General features: G+C 66.7%; 20 protein-coding genes and 1 pseudogene. 14 read left to right on the top strand and 7 right to left on the bottom strand.

The window, feature by feature from the left end:
- From BJQ90_RS10020 to BJQ90_RS09985, 8 genes are all read left to right on the top strand, one after another.
- The coding region (locus BJQ90_RS10020) for a Crp/Fnr family transcriptional regulator (RefSeq protein ID WP_226760141.1) at positions 1-512 on the top strand (512 nt) is incomplete at its 5' end.
- The gene (locus BJQ90_RS10015; protein WP_226760140.1) at positions 509-808 is read left to right on the top strand and encodes a DUF427 domain-containing protein; all 300 of its coding nucleotides are present in this window, start codon (positions 509-511) and stop codon (positions 806-808) included. The genes BJQ90_RS10020 and BJQ90_RS10015, both read left to right, overlap by 4 nt.
- Before the next feature lie 80 nt (positions 809-888).
- Complete coding sequence (locus BJQ90_RS10010) at positions 889-1,437, top strand: carboxymuconolactone decarboxylase family protein (protein ID WP_226760139.1); 549 nt, start codon at positions 889-891, stop codon at positions 1,435-1,437.
- 115 nt (positions 1,438-1,552) lie between these two features.
- On the top strand, positions 1,553-2,983 hold the full coding sequence (locus BJQ90_RS10005; protein WP_226760138.1) for a hypothetical protein: 1,431 nt from the start codon (positions 1,553-1,555) through the stop codon (positions 2,981-2,983).
- Between the two features lie 64 nt (positions 2,984-3,047).
- Positions 3,048-4,292 (top strand): ABC transporter substrate-binding protein, encoded by a 1,245-nt coding sequence (locus tag BJQ90_RS10000; RefSeq protein WP_226760137.1) that lies wholly within the window; start codon positions 3,048-3,050, stop codon positions 4,290-4,292.
- Between the two features lie 25 nt (positions 4,293-4,317).
- Complete coding sequence (locus tag BJQ90_RS09995) at positions 4,318-5,160, top strand: ABC transporter permease subunit (RefSeq protein ID WP_226760136.1); 843 nt, start codon at positions 4,318-4,320, stop codon at positions 5,158-5,160.
- Positions 5,151-6,017, top strand: a complete 867-nt coding sequence (locus BJQ90_RS09990) for an ABC transporter permease (protein ID WP_226760135.1) — start codon at positions 5,151-5,153, stop codon at positions 6,015-6,017. Before BJQ90_RS09995 ends, BJQ90_RS09990 begins: the two co-directional genes overlap by 10 nt.
- Positions 6,014-7,129 carry an ABC transporter ATP-binding protein gene (locus tag BJQ90_RS09985; RefSeq protein WP_226760134.1) on the top strand — a complete coding sequence of 372 codons (1,116 nt, stop codon included), beginning with the start codon at positions 6,014-6,016 and terminating at the stop codon, positions 7,127-7,129. The genes BJQ90_RS09990 and BJQ90_RS09985 overlap by 4 nt, the downstream gene beginning before the upstream one ends.
- A gap of 119 nt (positions 7,130-7,248) precedes the next feature.
- Here BJQ90_RS09985 and BJQ90_RS09980 read toward each other — a convergent pair whose 3' ends face one another.
- The 3 genes from BJQ90_RS09980 to merA form a co-directional block, all read right to left on the bottom strand.
- Complete coding sequence (locus BJQ90_RS09980) at positions 7,249-7,929, bottom strand: haloacid dehalogenase type II (RefSeq protein WP_226760133.1); 681 nt, start codon at positions 7,927-7,929, stop codon at positions 7,249-7,251.
- A 116-nt stretch (positions 7,930-8,045) separates the two neighbouring features.
- Positions 8,046-8,369 (bottom strand): thioredoxin, encoded by a 324-nt coding sequence (gene trxA, locus BJQ90_RS09975; RefSeq protein WP_226760132.1) that lies wholly within the window; start codon positions 8,367-8,369, stop codon positions 8,046-8,048.
- 151 nt (positions 8,370-8,520) lie between these two features.
- A complete protein-coding gene (gene merA, locus BJQ90_RS09970) occupies positions 8,521-9,966 on the bottom strand; it encodes a mercury(II) reductase (RefSeq protein ID WP_226760131.1) in 1,446 nt (481 codons plus the stop codon).
- 350 nt (positions 9,967-10,316) lie between these two features.
- Between merA and BJQ90_RS09965 the strand changes: the two genes are divergently transcribed.
- Positions 10,317-10,706 carry a heavy metal-responsive transcriptional regulator gene (locus tag BJQ90_RS09965; RefSeq protein ID WP_226760130.1) on the top strand — a complete coding sequence of 130 codons (390 nt, stop codon included), beginning with the start codon at positions 10,317-10,319 and terminating at the stop codon, positions 10,704-10,706.
- Positions 10,707-10,936: 230 nt separating this feature from the next.
- On the opposite strand, the pseudogene BJQ90_RS09960 reads toward BJQ90_RS09965, so the two are convergent.
- Positions 10,937-11,455, bottom strand: a pseudogene (locus BJQ90_RS09960) (STAS domain-containing protein); the annotation flags it as partial.
- On the opposite strand from BJQ90_RS09960, the gene BJQ90_RS09955 reads away from it, so the two are divergent.
- The 5 genes from BJQ90_RS09955 (at position 11,352) to BJQ90_RS09935 (ending at position 14,315) form a co-directional block, all read left to right on the top strand.
- A complete protein-coding gene (locus BJQ90_RS09955) occupies positions 11,352-11,864 on the top strand; it encodes an RNase adapter RapZ (RefSeq protein ID WP_226760129.1) in 513 nt (170 codons plus the stop codon). The pseudogene BJQ90_RS09960 and the gene BJQ90_RS09955 overlap by 104 nt on opposite strands.
- A 413-nt stretch (positions 11,865-12,277) precedes the next feature.
- Positions 12,278-12,658 (top strand): ArsR/SmtB family transcription factor, encoded by a 381-nt coding sequence (locus BJQ90_RS09950; RefSeq protein WP_226760128.1) that lies wholly within the window; start codon positions 12,278-12,280, stop codon positions 12,656-12,658.
- On the top strand, positions 12,645-13,625 hold the full coding sequence (locus tag BJQ90_RS09945) for a TIGR03086 family metal-binding protein (protein WP_226760127.1): 981 nt from the start codon (positions 12,645-12,647) through the stop codon (positions 13,623-13,625). Before BJQ90_RS09950 ends, BJQ90_RS09945 begins: the two co-directional genes overlap by 14 nt.
- Before the next feature lie 48 nt (positions 13,626-13,673).
- On the top strand, positions 13,674-14,012 hold the full coding sequence (locus BJQ90_RS09940) for a YciI family protein (RefSeq protein WP_226760126.1): 339 nt from the start codon (positions 13,674-13,676) through the stop codon (positions 14,010-14,012).
- A 39-nt stretch (positions 14,013-14,051) separates the two neighbouring features.
- Positions 14,052-14,315 (top strand): hypothetical protein, encoded by a 264-nt coding sequence (locus BJQ90_RS09935; RefSeq protein ID WP_226760125.1) that lies wholly within the window; start codon positions 14,052-14,054, stop codon positions 14,313-14,315.
- Between the two features lie 374 nt (positions 14,316-14,689).
- Here the strand turns inward: BJQ90_RS09935 and BJQ90_RS09930 are convergent, their stop codons facing one another.
- The 3 genes from BJQ90_RS09930 to BJQ90_RS09920 form a co-directional block, all read right to left on the bottom strand.
- Positions 14,690-15,109: a lipopolysaccharide assembly LapA domain-containing protein gene (locus tag BJQ90_RS09930; protein ID WP_226760124.1), complete on the bottom strand. Its 420-nt coding sequence runs from the start codon at positions 15,107-15,109 to the stop codon at positions 14,690-14,692.
- Between the two features lie 303 nt (positions 15,110-15,412).
- Complete coding sequence (locus BJQ90_RS09925; RefSeq protein ID WP_226760123.1) at positions 15,413-15,712, bottom strand: DUF427 domain-containing protein; 300 nt, start codon at positions 15,710-15,712, stop codon at positions 15,413-15,415.
- Positions 15,709-16,220: Crp/Fnr family transcriptional regulator (locus tag BJQ90_RS09920; RefSeq protein WP_226760122.1), on the bottom strand; the 512-nt coding region annotated here is incomplete at its 5' end. The genes BJQ90_RS09925 and BJQ90_RS09920, both read right to left, overlap by 4 nt.

Below are 16,220 nucleotides of genomic sequence, written 5' to 3'. Positions count from 1 at the left end.
TTTTCCGGGTCGCCGAGGACGGCAAGGCCCTGACGATGGCCATCCTGGAACCGGGCGCGGTGTTCGGGGAGATGATGCTCGTGGGCCAGCGGATGTATGACAACTATGCCGAGGCCATCGAAGACTCGGCGATCTGCCAGCTCAGCGTCGATGAGGTCGAGCGGTTCCTGCTCTCGGATCCCCGCATCGCCATCCGCATCTCCCGGCTCCTGGGCGAACAGGTCGCCCGCCTCGAGGAACGCCTGACCGACCTGGCGCTGCGGCCGCTGGCCGCCCAGGTGGCCTCCACCCTGCTCAAACTCGGCGACGCCGCGGGCCCGCCGCGCTTCGGGCAGGCCCGGACCATCCACCTGACCCATGAACAGCTCGCCGGCCTCCTGGGCGCGTCCCGGGAGGCCACCAGCAAGATTATGGGTGAGCTCACGGCCAAAAAGGCCATCCGCCAGGGTCGCGGGCGCATCGTTATCCAGGACCGCGACGTCCTGCGCAAACTGGCCCGGAGCTCTTCATGATCACCGCCACGTTCCATGGCCAGGTAATCGCCCGCTCGGAGCAGACGGTCTATCTGGAGGGCAACCACTACTTTCCTCCGGAGTCCGTAGTGCCGGACGCGCTGGAGGCCAGCCGGGTCCGGACCCTGTGCTTCTGGAAGGGTGTCGCCCGCTACCACCACGTCCGCGCAGCGGACTACCGGGCACCGAACGCTGCCTGGTCCTACCCGCGGCCGACACCCCTGGCCCGGAGGATCAAAGGCCACATCGCCTTCGCCCCCGGCGGAGGCGTCATCGTCAGCGGCGAACATCCCTGAGCGTCTACAGCCGCGCCACTGTCGCTTTCCCCGCCGCACAGTTTTGTCCTTGTAAATCGAAAAGATAAGAGAGTACCCGCATGCCACGCATTCCCGCCCACACCGTTGCCACAGCACCCGAAGCATCCCAGGGGATCGCCCGGAAACTGGAGCAGAAAATGGGCAAACTGCTCAACATCCACGCCGGGATGGCCCACTCACCGGCTGTGATCGCTTCCTACATGGGGATGTCCGCCGCCATCGCGGAACACGGCAGCTTTGACGCCCGCACCCGGGAGGCGATCGCCCTGGCCGTGGGAAACCAGAACGGCTGTGACTACTGCCAGGCCGCCCACACCCTCTCGGGACGCCGGGCCGGGCTGGACGACGAGCAGATCCTCGCGATCCGCGCCGGTGAAGTGGATTTCGACGACAAACTCGAAGCGATCTCTTTTGTCGCCCGCGAAGCCGCGGCCAGGACCGGGAACGTCTCCGACGCGACCTGGCAGGCGGCCCTTGACGCCGGCTGGAGCGCCGAGGAATTGTCCGAGGCGTTCGCCCACATCGCGGCCAACCTGTTCACCAACTACTTCAACCACTACGCCGGAACCGAGCTGGACCTGCCCGCAGTCCCGGAACTGACCGCCTGAGATACCGGGAAGGTGGAAGGCGGCGGATGCTTCCTTCCACCGTTCCCACCTTCCCCACGCTCACGGCACCCTGCCGCCCGGTCCGCCGCTTAGTCTCCCCACCAGCAGGAGAACCATGAAGATCGCAGTCCTCCTCCGGAGCGTCGAACTCCTCACCCGCCCCGTCCACCCGGAGAGCAGGGCCGCGATGGATCGGCGCTGGGCCGGGCTCCCCGGGCACGTGAAGACCCCGGCGCAGTTGCTGGGACGAAGCGCCGTCGGCTGTGAAGGCACCCACGGCGTTTTTCCCAAATGCAATCTGACCTGCTCGCCGTGTTACCACTCGGCGGATGCGAATAAGGTCCGGATCGACGGCGGCCACACCGTCGCCGCTGTCAGGAAGCAGATGGAGTTCCTGCGCCGGGTCCGGGGCCCCCGCGCCCATGCCCAGCTGATCGGCGGGGAAGTCAGTCTGCTTCCGGCCAGGGACCACGCCGCGGCGCTGGAGGCCATGCACGCCAACGGCCGCGAACCGATGTCCATGACCCACGGCGATTTCGACTACGACTACCTTTTGGATGTGGCCCTGGACCATGACGGCAGCCCCCGGTTCCGGAAAGTGTCCTTTGCCGCGCACTTCGATTCACTGATGCGTGGCCGCCGCGGCGCCGTGCGCCCCCGCAACGAAGCCGAACTGAACCCGTTCCGCGCCCGGTTCGCTGAAATGTTCGTCGCCCTCAAACACGACCACGGCATCAGCTCCTACCTTGCCCACAACATGACCGTCACCCCGGCCAATGTCGACCAGGTCGCCGAGGTCACCAAGGCGGTCCTGAAGATGCCGTACGACATGCTCTCCTTCCAGCCGGCCGCCTACATCGGGGATGACCGGAGATGGTCCGAGGACTTCCAGGAGATCACCATCGACGCGGTCTGGTCCCGCATCGAAGCAGGCGCCGGTCACAGGATTCCCTGGCAGGGAACCCAATTCGGGGACACCCGGTGCAACCGGACCGCCGTCGCCCTCAGCACCGGGACCGGACTCACCGCACTGCTGGACCCGGACGACCCGCGGGACCTCGCCGCGCGAGACAGCCTCCTGAAAAACTACGGCGGAATGTATTTCGGCGGCACCCCGGCGTGGATCGTGGGCACCAAAATCCTCCGGGCACTCCTGGCCCACCCGGGCGACGTTCCCCTCATCCTCTCCTTTGCCCGACGCCTCGTGCACCGGGCCGGCGGACTTCCTACGGTGGCATGCGCCGCCTGGCGTCGCCGGCTGTCGTTCAAAACGTTCGTGGTGCACAACTTCATGGACGCCGCCGACGTCACACCGGCCTGGGCCCTGATGGAGCAGGGCGTGGTCAGTGATGACCCCAAAATCCGGGAAACCCAGGAACGCCTCGGCGCTTGCATGTACGCGATGAGTCACCCCGAAACAGGGAAGCTCGTCCCGGCCTGCGTCCAGCACTCGACCCTGGACGCGGCAGAAAACGCCGGGCTACGCAGGATGCTCCCGCTCCGCCCCGTCACCCTCGCCGCGGCGGCCGGAACAGCGCGGCCGTGAGAACAGCCGCCACCCACCGGCGACCCCCGCTAATGACGCTCAACATTCTGACAGGACCGCAGGAATGACTTTTACCCTCCGCACCAAAACAATCCTGTCCGGTACTGCCGCGATCGCGGCAGCTGCTCTGGCATTGGCGGGCTGCGCCGCCCCTCCAGCCGCCCAGGCCGGGTTCACCGGCTGGGACCAGGTCACCGCCGCCGCCCAGGGCCAGACCGTTCGGTTGTGGATGTATGGCGGCGACAAGCAAGGCAACTCCTACGTCGACAACACGCTTAAACCCGCGGCGGCGAAAGAAGGTGTCACGCTCGAACGCGTCCCGGTCGCCGATACGAAAGACGCCATGAACCGTGTCCTGACCGAAGTGCAGGCCGGAACCCGGGACGGTGCCGTCGATCTGGTCTGGGTCAATGGCGATAACTTCGGCACCGGCAAACAGGCCGGGGCCTGGTCCTGCGGCTGGACGTCGATGCTGCCCAACATGACACTCACCGCGGCGTCAGACCCGCTGCTGGCCAACGATTTCGGGGCACCGGTCGAGGGTTGCGAAGCGCCGTGGAGCAAGGCCCAGTTCACCTTCGCGTACAACTCCGCCACCGTCACCGACCCGCCGAAGACCCTGGCAGGGCTGCTGGACTGGTCCCGGACCCATCCGGGCCGCTTCACGTACCCGGCGCCGCCGGACTTCACCGGTTCCGTCTTCACCAGGCAGGTGCTCTACAGCGTCTCCGGCGGATATGCTAACGTGCCGCTCGGATTCGAGCGGAAAGCATTCGACAGGCTCACCCCGGCCCTGTTCGACACGCTCACCGGCCTTGCCCCGTCGCTGTGGCGCGAAGGGAAGACGTACCCGAAGACATCCGGGGAGCTGGATGCCCTGTACGCCGGCGGGCAGGTCGATTTCACCATGACGTACGGCCCGGCCACCTTAACCAAACTCGTCGCCGACGGCACCTACCCGGCGGCCACGAAAGTCCTCACCCTGGAGGAGGGCACGGTCGGGAACGCGAGCTTCCTGGCTATCCCGTCAACCTCCGGGCATCAGGCGGGGGCGATGGTCGTCGCGAACCTGGCGCTCTCACCGGAGCAGCAGGCCGCCAAAGCGGACCCTCGGGTCTGGGGCCAGTTCCCGGTTCTTGACCCGGCCGCGCTGAGCGCCGCGCAGCGGGCCATGTTCGAGGCCCTGCCGCCATCCCCGGTGGTGCCCGCCTACGATGTGCTCTCGAAAAACGCCAACCCGGAACTTGCCGCCGCGTGGGTGCCGGAACTCGACGACGCCTGGCGGCGCCAGATCCTGACGGGCCGGTGACACCGTGGTCTCCAGCCCTGCCCGCATGAGTTCGGGCCGGCGCCTGCCGCCGTGGCTGATGGCTGCCCCGGCGGTGCTGATGGCATCCTTCGTCGTTTTGGGCGGGCTGCTGACCGCGGCTGCCCAGAGCCTGGGCCTTCTGCCGCTGGCCGGCAGCCCGTCACTGACTCTGGAGGCATACACCACGGTGGCCCCGGACCTTCCCTCTGCCGTCGGCCTGTCCCTGGCCATCGCGTCGGCATCAACCATCGCCGCCTCCGCCGTGGGGTTCATGGCCGCCCTGATCATTGTCCAGGGCCGGTGGTGCGGCCGGGTCGTTGCCGCCGTCAGTACCCTCACGATTCCATTTCCGCACATCGTCGGGGCCGCGTCCGTGGGGTTGTTGCTCTCAGATTCCGGAGTGCTGTCCCGGCTGACCGGGGCGGGGGAGGCCTGGCCGCAGCTGGTTGGGGGACCCTGGTGGTTCGCGGTCATTGCCGACTACAGCTGGAAAGAATCCGCCTTCATCGCCCTGGTCGTTACCGGTGCCCTGATCACCCGCTCAACGGGCTATGACGAAACGGCGGCCCTCCTGGGAGCCGGCCGCCTCCGGCGCCTCCGCCACGTCCTGCTGCCGCTGAGCCTTCCGGCGCTGACCGTTTCCGCAACGATCGTCTTCGTCTATACCTTCGGCTCTTACGAGGTCGCCTGGCTGCTCGGCCGGCCCTCTCCCGAACCGCTTCCGGTGATGGCGTTACGGGTCTTCAGCTCCGCGTCCCTGACGTCCCGGCCCGAGGCCGCAGCCCTCGCCGTGGTCACCGCGATTGTGTCCTTCGGGGCTGCCTTCGCCGCGTTCGCCCTCCTGAGGAGGATTCCGCTATGGCGGTGACACTTCCTCCGGGCCCGAGGACCCCCTGGACGCCACCGCGCGGCGACGGCTCGGCCCTGCGGATCTCCCGCACCCCGGGGCGGGTGGGACGCACCCTACTGGCCCTGGCCCTGGCAGTGTGGTTTCTCCTTCCCCTGGCACCGCTGGGCCTGTGGCTGTTCGCGGACCGCTGGTCCTATCCGGCCGCCCTGCCCGAGGCCTGGGGCTTGGACGGCGTCCGGTCGGCCCTGGCCCAGGGCGCGGGCCCGGCCTTCGCCCGTTCCCTGGGCCTGGGGCTGGCGGTCAGCGCCGTCGCCACTCCGCTCGGCGCCTTGGCCGCCCGGGCCCTGGCCTACCACCGGGTCCCGTTCCCCGCGGCCGTCAACGCTGTCCTGTTTGCTCCTCTGGCGCTCCCGGCGTTCGCGGCGGCCTTCGGGCTCAACGTGCTGCTCCTGAGGCTGCAGGTCCCGCCGCTGGCCGGGGTGATCCTCATCCTCAGCGTCTACGCCCTGCCCTACACGACTTACACCATGCGCGTGGCCTACGGTTCGCACGACCTGGGCTTTGAAGAGGAGGCCCGCACCCTGGGAGCCACCCGGTGGCAGGTCCTTGCCCGGGTGCACCTGCCACTGCTCGCCCCGGCATTGGCACGCAGTGCCTTCCTGGCCTTCCTCATCGGCTGGAGTGACTACCTCATCACCCTTCTGGTCGGCGGCGGCGCGTTCATCACCGTTCCGATGCTCGTCGCTTCGGCCGCTTCCGGCACGGGCAACGATTCCGTCGTTGCCGTGCTGTCGGTGACGGCCGTCCTTCCGCCGCTGATCCTGCTGCTGGGTCTTGGCTTCTTCGCACGCAAACCCCCGGGAGGTCTTTCATGAGCAACGATCTGGTTATCGACGGACTCTCAAAGTCCTTCAGCAGCTCATCAGCGCCGGTCCTGAACAACGTGAACCTCGCCCTGGAGAGCGGTTCATGCACCGCCGTCCTGGGGCCTTCCGGGTCAGGGAAAAGTACGCTGCTGCGCGCCGTGGCCGGACTCGAAGCCCCGGACGCCGGAAGGATCGTTCTTCACGGCACCGACCTGGCCCGGGTCAGCCCCGAACACCGCGGCATGGCCATGGTCTCCCAGCGCCCGCTGCTGTTCCCCCACCTGAACGTCCTGGACAATGTGGCCTTCGCCGCGACCGTCCGCGGCGTCCGCCGCCGGGCAGCCCGGACCGATGCCGCGCATTTCCTGGACCTGGTGCAGCTCGAAGGGTACGGCCGCCGTCCCGTGACGGCCATCTCCGGCGGGCAGGCGCAGCGGGTGGCCATCGCCCGGGCCCTGGCCGCCCGGCCTGCCATTTTGCTCCTGGACGAACCCTTCAGCGCCCTCGACCCGCAACTGCGCTCCACCATGCACGAGCTGCTGGTACAGCTCCGGGAGCGGCTGGCCCCCACCATCCTCATGGTCACCCACGACCGCGAGGAAGCGGCCGCCGTCGCCGACCGCGTCGCCCTGCTCAGCCGTGGCAGGCTGCTCCAGCACGACCGCGTCGACCTGTTGTACTCCCGACCCGTATCCCTGGAAGTCCACCGGCTCATGGGCGGCACGAACGAAATCACGGGAACCGTCCGGGACGGAGTGCACTATTCGGCGCTGGGAGACCTGGGCCTGCCCGCGGACACGGGCTGGCCCGACGGCCCGGGCGTGCTGGTCATCCGGCAGGAAAGCATCAGCATCCAGGACAATACCCGGAGCTCTGCCGAGTACGGCGTGCCCGGCATCGTGACGGACATCCGGGTGCTGGGGCCCCGCCGGCTGGTCACCGTTGACGCATCCGGCATCAGACTTCAGACCGAGGCGCCCTGGGGCCGGCCGCTGGGCGCCGGCGATGCCGTTCGGCTCACGATCCCGGTCTCCGCGCGGGCCCTCGTCCCGGGCCAGCCGGATCCCGGCGGGCCCACCACGGCGGACACCGCCACCGCAGTCATCTCCACCGGGCGCTGATCTCCTGACGCTGAACCGGGACGTCTCCGGCAACCGAAAAACGAACCCACGGGACGCGGCCGCTGCCTGGCTCAAAGACAGAGGATTCATCAAATAGAGGAAACGTAGTCACAGCACCCTCAGGCTGCTGCTTCCAGCGCCTCGGGGAGCCCGGTCAGGGCGCTCACGGTGAATTCGGGCGCCTCGAAGTGCTCCGGGTAGCTTCCCCCGGTCCGGTTCAGCCACGCCGTGCGTAGCCCCGCGCGGGCCGCACCATGGATGTCCCACGGGTGGACGGCCACCAGCAGCATGCCTGCAGGATCAGTCCCGCAAACGGTGGCCGCATATTCATAGGACGCGCGCGAAGGCTTCCACGCGGGAGCATCTTCGACCGAGAGTAGCAACTCAAACTCTTCCCGGATCCCTGCCTCGCTGAACAGCTTCTCGGCGATCCCGGCCGAGCCGTTGCTGAGGGTGACCAGCCGGAACCCGGCCGCAGAGAGTGCCCGCACCCCCTCCGGGACATCCGGGTGGACCTCCAAGCCGGTCATGCCGTCCATGATGTGTTCGACCGCCAGATCCGGGGCGCGGTTTAGCTCCACCCCGGCCAGCAGGTCTCGAAGGACGGCAGTCCCGATCGCGGCGAACGGGACGTTGTCGCCGCTGGCGGTCAGTGCGAAGCCGTCGCGCAGCAGCGTCGCGAACCAAAGCTTCGCCAATTCAGCCGGCGCCCCGACCTCGCTGAAGCGCGCCCCCATGGGGGACATATCCGAGAGGGTTTCGTTCACATCAAAGATGATGACTGACGGGGTGGTGGTCATGGGTTCTCCTTGTGGTGGTGTGCAGGTCGCCAGCTCAAGTCTGCCGCCCCGGCTTTGGAGAGAAGGAAGCGGCTCGCGGATCCGTCCTGCTTTCCCGGACCCGGCGGGTGCGGGGCTTAGCGCAGGTAGTCCGCGAATTCCTTCTCAATGAACTGCTTGGGCCGCGCGCCGATAACGGACGCCTTGTGTTCGCCGTCCTTGAAAAGGTAGATGGCAGGGATCGACGTAATTCCCAGGCTCGCAGCCACGGCAGGGTTTTCGTCGATGTTGACCTTGACGACCTGGACTTTGTCCGCGTATTCGACGGCGATCTGATCCAGCACGGGCGATACCTTCTGGCAGGGCCCGCACCAGTCTGCCCAGAAATCGACGATGACGGCTTTGCCCGCCTGGAGGACGTCTTCAGCGAATGAGTCGTCCGTGACGTTCTTGGTGGTCATTTTCTGTGTCCTTTGGTGGGTTGGTGGTGGTTGATGGGGCGGGAGCATCAAGAGTGTTTGTTCAGTCAGTGTGTCTCTGCCGGCCCTGCCGGCCAGGGGCTTGCCCGTCAATGACACCCGCGGACACGGCCGGTCTGGCCGGGGGGTGGCGTTACGAGGCGCAGCATGAGAGCCGCGATACGTCCGTGTTGTAGGACTGCGCGGCGATTCTGATCCCTTCGGCGATGGTCAGGTAGGGGGCCCACAGGTTCGCGACCTGATCGACCGTCATTCCGGCCTCGACGATGTAGACGCCGGCGGCGGCGAGTTCTCCTGCGTCTTTTCCGACGGCTGTGATTCCCAGGATTCGGCCTGTTTCGTTGTCGGCGACGATCTTGATGAAGCCCCGCGTGTCCCGGTTGACCAACGCCCGGGGCACGAATTCGAGTGGAAGTACTCGGCATTCACAGCGGATCCCGTCGCCGTTGGCTTGCTGATCCGTCATTCCGACGGCGGCCAGCGCCGGACTGGTGAAAACGACCCGGGGCAGGTGCCGGTAGTCGACCTCGCGCCCGGCGTCAGTGAATGCGTTTTCCACCGCCAGGGCCCCGTGGGCCGAGGCGACGTAGACGAATTCCCGGTGCCCGGTGACGTCTCCGGCGGCCCAGATCCTCGGATTTGAGGTAGCGAGGGTGTTTTGCACGAGGATTTCGCCCCGGTTCCCGGTCCCCACGCCGACCGTTTCCAGGTTCAGGCCGCCGGTGACGGCGCGTCGGCCGGTAGCCATCAGCAGCCGGTCCGCCCGGAACTCTTCCTCCCCGCCGGCAACCGCCGCGGTCGCCACCACCTGGCCGGTTCCCGGGTCGGTGCCCACGGTGGAAAGCGTGGCGCGGCGCACCACCCGGATCCCTTCATCCGCGAAAACACCCATCAAGGCCAGCGAGGCTTCAGGTTCCTCCGACGAGGCAAGCCGGGACCGGACCAGCATTGTCACCTTCGAACCGAGCCGTGCGAACAGCTGGGCCTGTTCCAATGCGACGTAGCCGCCGCCGATCACCAGCAGCGACTCCGGAACCTCGTCCAGCTCCATCGCCGTGGTCGACGTCAGATAACCGGTGTCCTCCAGTCCGGGGACTTCCGGTACCCACGGGGCTGACCCGGTCGCAACGAGATAGTGGGAGGCACGGACAGAGGTCCGGGCGCCGCCGGGGGAGACGATGTCCAGGACCGGGTCGCCCGGGGTCCCCGCGAACATGGCCTCGCCCTGGCGCATCTCCCAGCCGTAATCGGCGATCAGGTCCACATACTTCTCAGAGCGCATCCCTTCCACCAGGGACCGCTTCCCCCCGATCAGACCCGACATGTCCACCGCCCCGGCCGAGGTGTCGATGCCGGGAAACCGGCCTGAGGCGTCCAGCGCTACGTGGCGGGCCTCGGCCGCGGCAAGCAGGGCCTTGGACGGTACGCAGCCCGTGTTCACGCACGTCCCGCCGACGGTGCCCCGTTCCACCATCAGCACCCTCTTACCCAGGTTCGTGGCCCGGATCGCGGCGGCAAAGGCCCCGCCACCTGACCCGATTACCGCCAGATCATAATCAAATGCCGCCGTGTCAGTCACAAAGCCTCCAAATTCTGTTGGAACGACCCCAGGCCAGTGCCGCGGGCCGGTGCAGCCCCTCAAGGGGTCCTGCCCGTTGATCTGGACCCAGTCTGTACCTTCCCCCATAGGGGAAGGTCAAGTGCAGCAAGACCGACGGGCTCTCGCCAGTCCTGTGTTGAAGCCATCGCGAACGCGTGAACCGGGGGACCACCGGTTCACGGGCCGACCGATGTCGGATAGCCCCACGCGATGGCGAGGAGACGCTGTCCGCCCGTGGACGCTGACGTGCTCCGTCCCTAGAGTGGAGAGCTCAAGGAACACAGCTCCCCGGTCGCGTGCGCGCCCAGTGGAACCAAGAAAGGACGGCGATGCTGATCGGAAGTGCCGCAGCCGCAGCCGGAGTGAGTACGAAGGCCGTGCGGTTCTACGAAGAGCAGGGCCTGCTCCCGGCGCCAGAACGCGCAGCAAACGGCTATCGGATATACGCACCTGACACAGTCGGGCGTCTCGACTTCATCCGCCGGGGCCGCGCCGCGGGGCTCAGCGTTTCCCAGCTGCGGGACATCCTCGCCGTCCGAGACCCCGGAAACGCACCTTGCCCGCACGTGCGGGACGCCCTTGCCGACCAGTTGGCGGCCCTTGACGCCCAGATCGCGGAACTGACTGCACTTAGGAACGGCATGGCCGAAGCACACGCGGCGGTTGCGGCCGGCGACCCCGCAACCTGTGACGCCGGACTCATCTGCAGTTACCTATGAGCACGCACATACGTCCGGATTCCTTACCGGTCATTTGCCTGCGTCCGCGCTTGGCTTGAGTCGACCATCAGGCATGCCTGAAGCCGGACCTAATGCTCGGGTTGCTCATCGCCCCCAGCGAGGACCACCCGAGACCGAAGTGGAGTGTCCTCAGGTGTTTCCCCACCTGATGAACAGGGCACCTCCCGGTTTCCCGGAAGGTGCCATGGACTTGAGCTATTGAGCGCAGCCTACTGGCCGGCGCCGAGCTTTCCGCCGAGACGTTCGCGCATCAGGATGCTGGCGTCGTTGAGGCCGACGATTTTTTCACGTCCTTGCCGTGGTGGTGGTATTTCTCGGTGATGGCGTCCAGGGCGGCGATGGTGGGTGGTGGGGGCATCCCAGAGGTGGCTGGCGTGCATGTCCATGATGACGTGCTCGGGGTCCAGCGCGTATTCGAACTGGGTGTAGCGGTCGTTCGAGGAGGCGAAGAACAGTTCGCCGTCCACCACGTAGGTGGCTGTTTCGTGGCCGCCGATGGTCTTGACGGTCCGTTCGACGGTGACGAAGTGGGCGACCCGGCGGGCGAACATCACCATGGCCACGAGAACGCCGACTCCGACTCCGATCGCGAGGTTGTGGGTGGTGACGGTGGCGAGCATCACCATGGCCACGAGAACGCCGACTCCGACTCCGATCGCGAGGTTGTGGGTGGTGACGGTGGCGAGCATCACTGCGGTTTCGCTTCTGGGCATCATCTGCAGCACGCTGAACGGCATCAGCTCCGAACGCGAGGTGCTGCGTGCCGTCACGAGCGCCGCCGACGTCGTCTTGGACACCACGGACATGAACGTCCGCAACCTTTCCACCGCCGTTACCTCGGCATTCTCCGCCACAGGAACGATCGTGGTGCGGATCAATGTCATGAGTTTCGGCTTCAAATACGGGTCGCCGCTGGATGCCAACCACGTCGCCGATGTCCGGTTCATCTCCAATCCGCATTGGGTTCCGGAACTCCAGCCGCTGACCGGCGTGGATCCTCAGGTGCGCGATTACGGCGTGGACTCGGAAAGGGCCACGGAGTTCCGGGACCGCTGCGTCCAGGCGCTGGCCGCCCGCCTTGCTCAGTTCCCCACCGTCACCGCCAGCGCGCACCACCGCCACCTCGGGCGCGAGTAGGTCCTTGCCGGCGAGTTCCTCGGTCCACCCGCGGAACTCCCATCCTTGAAAGCGCGGACCATTAGGCCCTTCCGCAACTGAATCGCAGAAGCGCGGGCGACGTAGACGAATTGCCGGTGCCCGGCGAAGTCCCAGGCGGCCCAGATCCTCGGCTTTGAGGTCGCTAGGGTGTTTGCACGAGGACGTCGCCCCGGTTCCCGCTCACATGCCGACCACCTCCAGGTTCATGCCGCCAGTGACGTCGTGTGGCCCGGCGGCCATCAGCAGCCGGGCCGCCCGGAACTCTTGCTCCCCGAAGGCAACCGCCGCGGTCGCGCCCACTCGGCAGGTGTCGCCCCGGAACATCGCATTCAGCCTCGCCTTTAGGCATTGGGGTCTTGCGCAATGCGTTAGCAGCCACTAACGTTTTGTCTATGTTGGATGCCTTGGAGATCGCCGCGGAGCCGAACCGCCGTCGGCTGCTGCATCTTCTGGCACGCAGCGAACAGTCGGTGGGGGAGTTGGCCGCCCACTTCACGGTCAGCCGTTCGGCTGTCTCCCAGCACCTGCTGTTGCTGGAGCAGGCCGGCCTGGTGGCTGCGCGGAAGGAGGGGCGGAACAGGTACTACCGCCTCAACCCCGTGGGCATGGGCACGCTTCGGGATCTCGTCGAGCAGTTCTGGACTGACGAACTGGATCTGCTGGCGTCCGATTCCGCTGCCCTGGCCCGGCAGCGTCACGGACCGCCGCAACACCACCGCACCCAGCCGGATACTTCACATCAAGATAAAGGACCATCAAATGAGCTTCGATAAGACAATCCACCTGCCCGTGGGCGCCGACGAGGCGTTCGCGCTCATCACCGAGCCGGAACGCCTGCGCCGTTGGCAGACCGTGGCGGCCCGGGTTGACCTGCGGATCGGCGGCGAATACCGCTGGACGGTCACCCCCGGCCACCACGCCGCCGGCACGTTCCAGGAGATCGAGCCCGGCAAACGCATCGTCTTCACCTGGGGCTGGGAATCCGGGATGGACCTGGCGCCCGGTGCATCCACCGTGACGATCACACTGGAGCCCGACGCCGACGGCACCTCGCTGCGTCTGGTGCACGAGGGACTGACGGCCGAACAGGCCGTTGCCCACGCCGAAGGCTGGAACCACTACCTGGACCGTCTGCTCGCCGAAACGTCATCCGCGGCCGGCGCCGGACCGGACGAGTGGTCCGCGGCTCCGGATCCGATCGATCACTTCAGCGCCGCCGACGCATCCCTTGCCGTGCTCCTGGGCGTGCTGCGCAAGTTCACCCCGGAAGACAGGGAGAAAGCCACCCCGTGCGAGGAGTTCACCGCCCACGAACTGCTCGGGCACCTGGCCGGGTCGCTCAAGCAGATCGGCGGGGCGCTCGGCGCTGACGTGGCAGACGACGTCGACGCAGCACCCGAGGTGCGCATCGCCGGACTTGCGCAGCCCACCCTCGAGGCGATCACGCGCCGCGGCATCGAAGGCACCATCGACATGGGCTTCGCGGAACTGCCCGCCACCGTGGTAGCCGGCATTCTCAACCTGGAACTGCTGGTGCACGCCTGGGACTTCGCGACGGCCACCGGCCAGAAACTCGTGGTCTCCGACGTCGTTACCGGCTACGTCGAGGGCCTCGCCCGGGTGACCATTTCCGATCAGGTCCGTTCCAGCGGGAGCTTTGCGGCCGCGGCTCCGGTTGCCGAGACGGCCGGAAGCCTGGAGCGCCTGATCGCGTTCACCGGCCGGACCATCACCGTCTGACGTTTTCTCCAACCATCCCCAACAAGCAATCACGAAAGAAGGAACGACATGTCCAAGTTTGTCTTCATTTACCACGCCCCGATGACCCCCGCCGAGGCCGCTCCGCCCGCACCGGAGGACATGGCCGCCGTCATGGAACAGTGGAACGCCTGGGCCGGCAAGGTCGGCGACGGACTGGTCGACTTCGGCACTCCGCTCGCCCATGGCGTCCGCGTTTCCCCCGGCGGCGCCACGGCGCCGAGCCAGCGTGAGGTCGCCGGATACAGCATCCTGGAGGCCGAGAACCTCGAGGCGGCCGTGGAACTGGCCAAGCAGCACCCGCACGTGAACATGCCGGGTGGTTGCGAAATCGAAGTTCACGAGGCCCAGCACATCCCCGGAATGTAGCGGCGCTTCACACGCAACTTTAAAGAAACTGGAGACCTCATGTCGGACATCCCTGACGGAACCGCCACCACCACACGCAAGACCTTCAGCCGCACCACCCGGATCGCTGAAACCATCAATGCCGGCGCGGACACCGTCTGGCGGCTCCTGACGACGGCCGCGACGTACCCGGAGTGGAATTCCACGATCGTGTCCCTGGACGGGGACATCTCTCCGGGCTCGAAAATAAGGCTGGTCTCGGCGCTCGATCCGAGCCGCACGTTCACCCTGAAGATCAAAGAGGGGAGGCTTGTGAAAAGGTGAAATGTCCGACGCTAGGGTTCGTCAGGGTCTCGTCAAAGCTTGTCCTGGCAGTGGGCGCCCAATACCTGCCTCCTTGAATTTTGGCGGGCAGCCGTGTGCGGGCCCGTAAACCCGGGCTCGATTGGGTTTCCAGCGATGCGGCCTAACCAGCGGCGCCTGACAGCTCGCAGTGCTGCGCGACCCAACCCTGGCTGGCGTCCGCTTCGTCTCCGACGTCCCTTTCCGGGAAGGCATGACAGTGATGGTTCTCCTCGCGGGCTGCAGGCCTCCGTGGCCTGCAGCGTCCACGCACTTGCCCGGGTCCAGGGCAGCCATCACCGCCCGGTTTGTCGCGCTGGTGGTCTCCGCGAAGGTGGAATCGGCGCGCTTGAAGCTTATTGCCCACGTGGGAGCTTGGGCCGGTTCGACGGCGGCAAGGATCCGCCGGGCCGGTGCCTGTGTTGGTTTCTGAGTTGGAGGATCCGTGCTGCCCCGGCGATCGCTACGAGTATTCCGCCGGCCACGGCTGCGATGAAAAGCGCCATTCCCAGGGATAGCTCGCCGGCGGCACCAAGGTAGTGCACGGTCACGCGGTCCTGATTCTGCAGGATGAAGATGATGAGTAATACCAGCAAGATGAGGCCGGCGCTGACCGCAACCCAGATCATCCCGGCCCGCGTTACTTCAGCGTCCCGGCTTGGGTCCGGGGCCTGTTTCCGGGGAGGACGTTTGGGTTTGGAAGGAACCGGTTGATTCATTGGACGCGGGCCATTGCCTGGCCCGGTTGATGAACCCTGCATCGAACTTGCGTCCATGTTCGACCCCTCCTTGCTGGACGGTTATTCACAGAATACTCCTCGGTCCGCGGCCTATGTCTGGTCCGTGGGAGCGCCCCTTCCAGGTACACATGGGGAGAGAGTTGGGCTGCTGGCTGCAGGCCCGCGTGTGACGGCGTCCTGGATGGGCCCTCCGTGGTGGGCTGGCGCAGTTCCGCAGGGCGGTGTTATGACCGCTGTAGGAGCGGTCAACCGGTGATCGCGTTCCAGATTCGGGTAGAAGAGAATGTTGCTGCGGGGATGGGTCCTGGGGTGTGAGTCCGAGCGCGGTGACGGTGCCGGTTAGGCGGTATCGTCGCTGACGATGACGCCCCCGCCGGGGGCGAAGGCGACGTGGTTCTTGATTTTCCGGGCAAGGGGTGTCGGTCGCGGGTAGGACCAGGCGGCGTTCGGTGCCCGGTGACCTCCTGCACGGACGTGGTGGTAGCGGGCGATGCCTTTCCAAAAGCACAAGGTCCGGACCCAGCTGCCCTGAAGCGTGTCCGGCACTATGGAGTCCGGGGGGAAGTAGTGGTTGCCTTCGAGGTAGACCGTCTCCTCGGTGCGGGCGATCACCTGGCCGTGGAACGTGGCGGTGATCATGAGGTGCTCCTGGCGGCTTTGCGGAGGATGTCGCGGTCCTGGATGACGATCCGTCCGCGGCCCTGGCGGATGGCCTTCTTGGCCGTGAGCTCACCCATGATCTTGCTGGTCGCCTCCCGGGAAGTGCCGAGCAGGCCGGCGAGTTGTTCGTGGGTCAGGTGGATGGTCCGGGCCTGACCGAAGCGCGGCGGACCGGCGGCTTCGCCGAGTTTGAGCAGCGTGGAGGCCACCTGGGCGGCCAGCGGCCGCAGCGCCAGGTCGGTGAGGCGTTCTTCGAGGCGGGCGACCTGGTCACCCAGGAGCCGGGAGATGCGGATGGCGATGCGGGGGTCCGAGAGCAGGAACCGTTCGACCTCGTCCACGCTGAGCTGGCAGATCATTACGTCTTCGATGGCCTCGGCGTAGTTGTCATACATCCGCTGGCCGATGAGCATCATCTCCCCGAACACCGCGCCCGGTTCCAGGATGGCCATCGTCAGGGCCTTGCCGTCCTCGGCGACCCGGAAAA

It is taken from the genome of Arthrobacter sp. SO3 (assembly GCF_020532825.1).
Taxonomy (GTDB): domain Bacteria; phylum Actinomycetota; class Actinomycetes; order Actinomycetales; family Micrococcaceae; genus Arthrobacter.
Note: the sequence above shows the minus strand (reverse complement) of the source record. Positions and strands in the feature narration are given on the sequence as shown.

Excerpts from the sequence above, each read along its gene's own strand:
- BJQ90_RS09965 (WP_226760130.1), top strand. The coding sequence starts at position 10,317 with ATGCTGATCGGAAGTGCCGCAGCCGCAGCCGGAGTGAGTACGAAGGCC.
- BJQ90_RS09925 (WP_226760123.1), bottom strand. The coding sequence starts at position 15,712 with ATGATCACCGCCACGTTCCACGGCCAGGTGATCGCCCGCACCGAGGAG.
- BJQ90_RS10015 (WP_226760140.1), top strand. The coding sequence starts at position 509 with ATGATCACCGCCACGTTCCATGGCCAGGTAATCGCCCGCTCGGAGCAG.
- BJQ90_RS10010 (WP_226760139.1), top strand. The coding sequence starts at position 889 with ATGCCACGCATTCCCGCCCACACCGTTGCCACAGCACCCGAAGCATCC.
- trxA (WP_226760132.1), bottom strand. The coding sequence starts at position 8,369 with ATGACCACCAAGAACGTCACGGACGACTCATTCGCTGAAGACGTCCTC.
- BJQ90_RS09930 (WP_226760124.1), bottom strand. The coding sequence starts at position 15,109 with ATGGACGCAAGTTCGATGCAGGGTTCATCAACCGGGCCAGGCAATGGC.
- BJQ90_RS09995 (WP_226760136.1), top strand. The coding sequence starts at position 4,318 with ATGAGTTCGGGCCGGCGCCTGCCGCCGTGGCTGATGGCTGCCCCGGCG.
- BJQ90_RS10005 (WP_226760138.1), top strand. The coding sequence starts at position 1,553 with ATGAAGATCGCAGTCCTCCTCCGGAGCGTCGAACTCCTCACCCGCCCC.
- BJQ90_RS09985 (WP_226760134.1), top strand. The coding sequence starts at position 6,014 with ATGAGCAACGATCTGGTTATCGACGGACTCTCAAAGTCCTTCAGCAGC.
- BJQ90_RS09955 (WP_226760129.1), top strand. The coding sequence starts at position 11,352 with ATGGCCACGAGAACGCCGACTCCGACTCCGATCGCGAGGTTGTGGGTG.
- BJQ90_RS09980 (WP_226760133.1), bottom strand. The coding sequence starts at position 7,929 with ATGACCACCACCCCGTCAGTCATCATCTTTGATGTGAACGAAACCCTC.
- BJQ90_RS09990 (WP_226760135.1), top strand. The coding sequence starts at position 5,151 with ATGGCGGTGACACTTCCTCCGGGCCCGAGGACCCCCTGGACGCCACCG.
- BJQ90_RS10000 (WP_226760137.1), top strand. The coding sequence starts at position 3,048 with ATGACTTTTACCCTCCGCACCAAAACAATCCTGTCCGGTACTGCCGCG.
- BJQ90_RS09945 (WP_226760127.1), top strand. The coding sequence starts at position 12,645 with ATGAGCTTCGATAAGACAATCCACCTGCCCGTGGGCGCCGACGAGGCG.
- BJQ90_RS09935 (WP_226760125.1), top strand. The coding sequence starts at position 14,052 with ATGTCGGACATCCCTGACGGAACCGCCACCACCACACGCAAGACCTTC.
- BJQ90_RS09940 (WP_226760126.1), top strand. The coding sequence starts at position 13,674 with ATGTCCAAGTTTGTCTTCATTTACCACGCCCCGATGACCCCCGCCGAG.
- BJQ90_RS09950 (WP_226760128.1), top strand. The coding sequence starts at position 12,278 with ATGTTGGATGCCTTGGAGATCGCCGCGGAGCCGAACCGCCGTCGGCTG.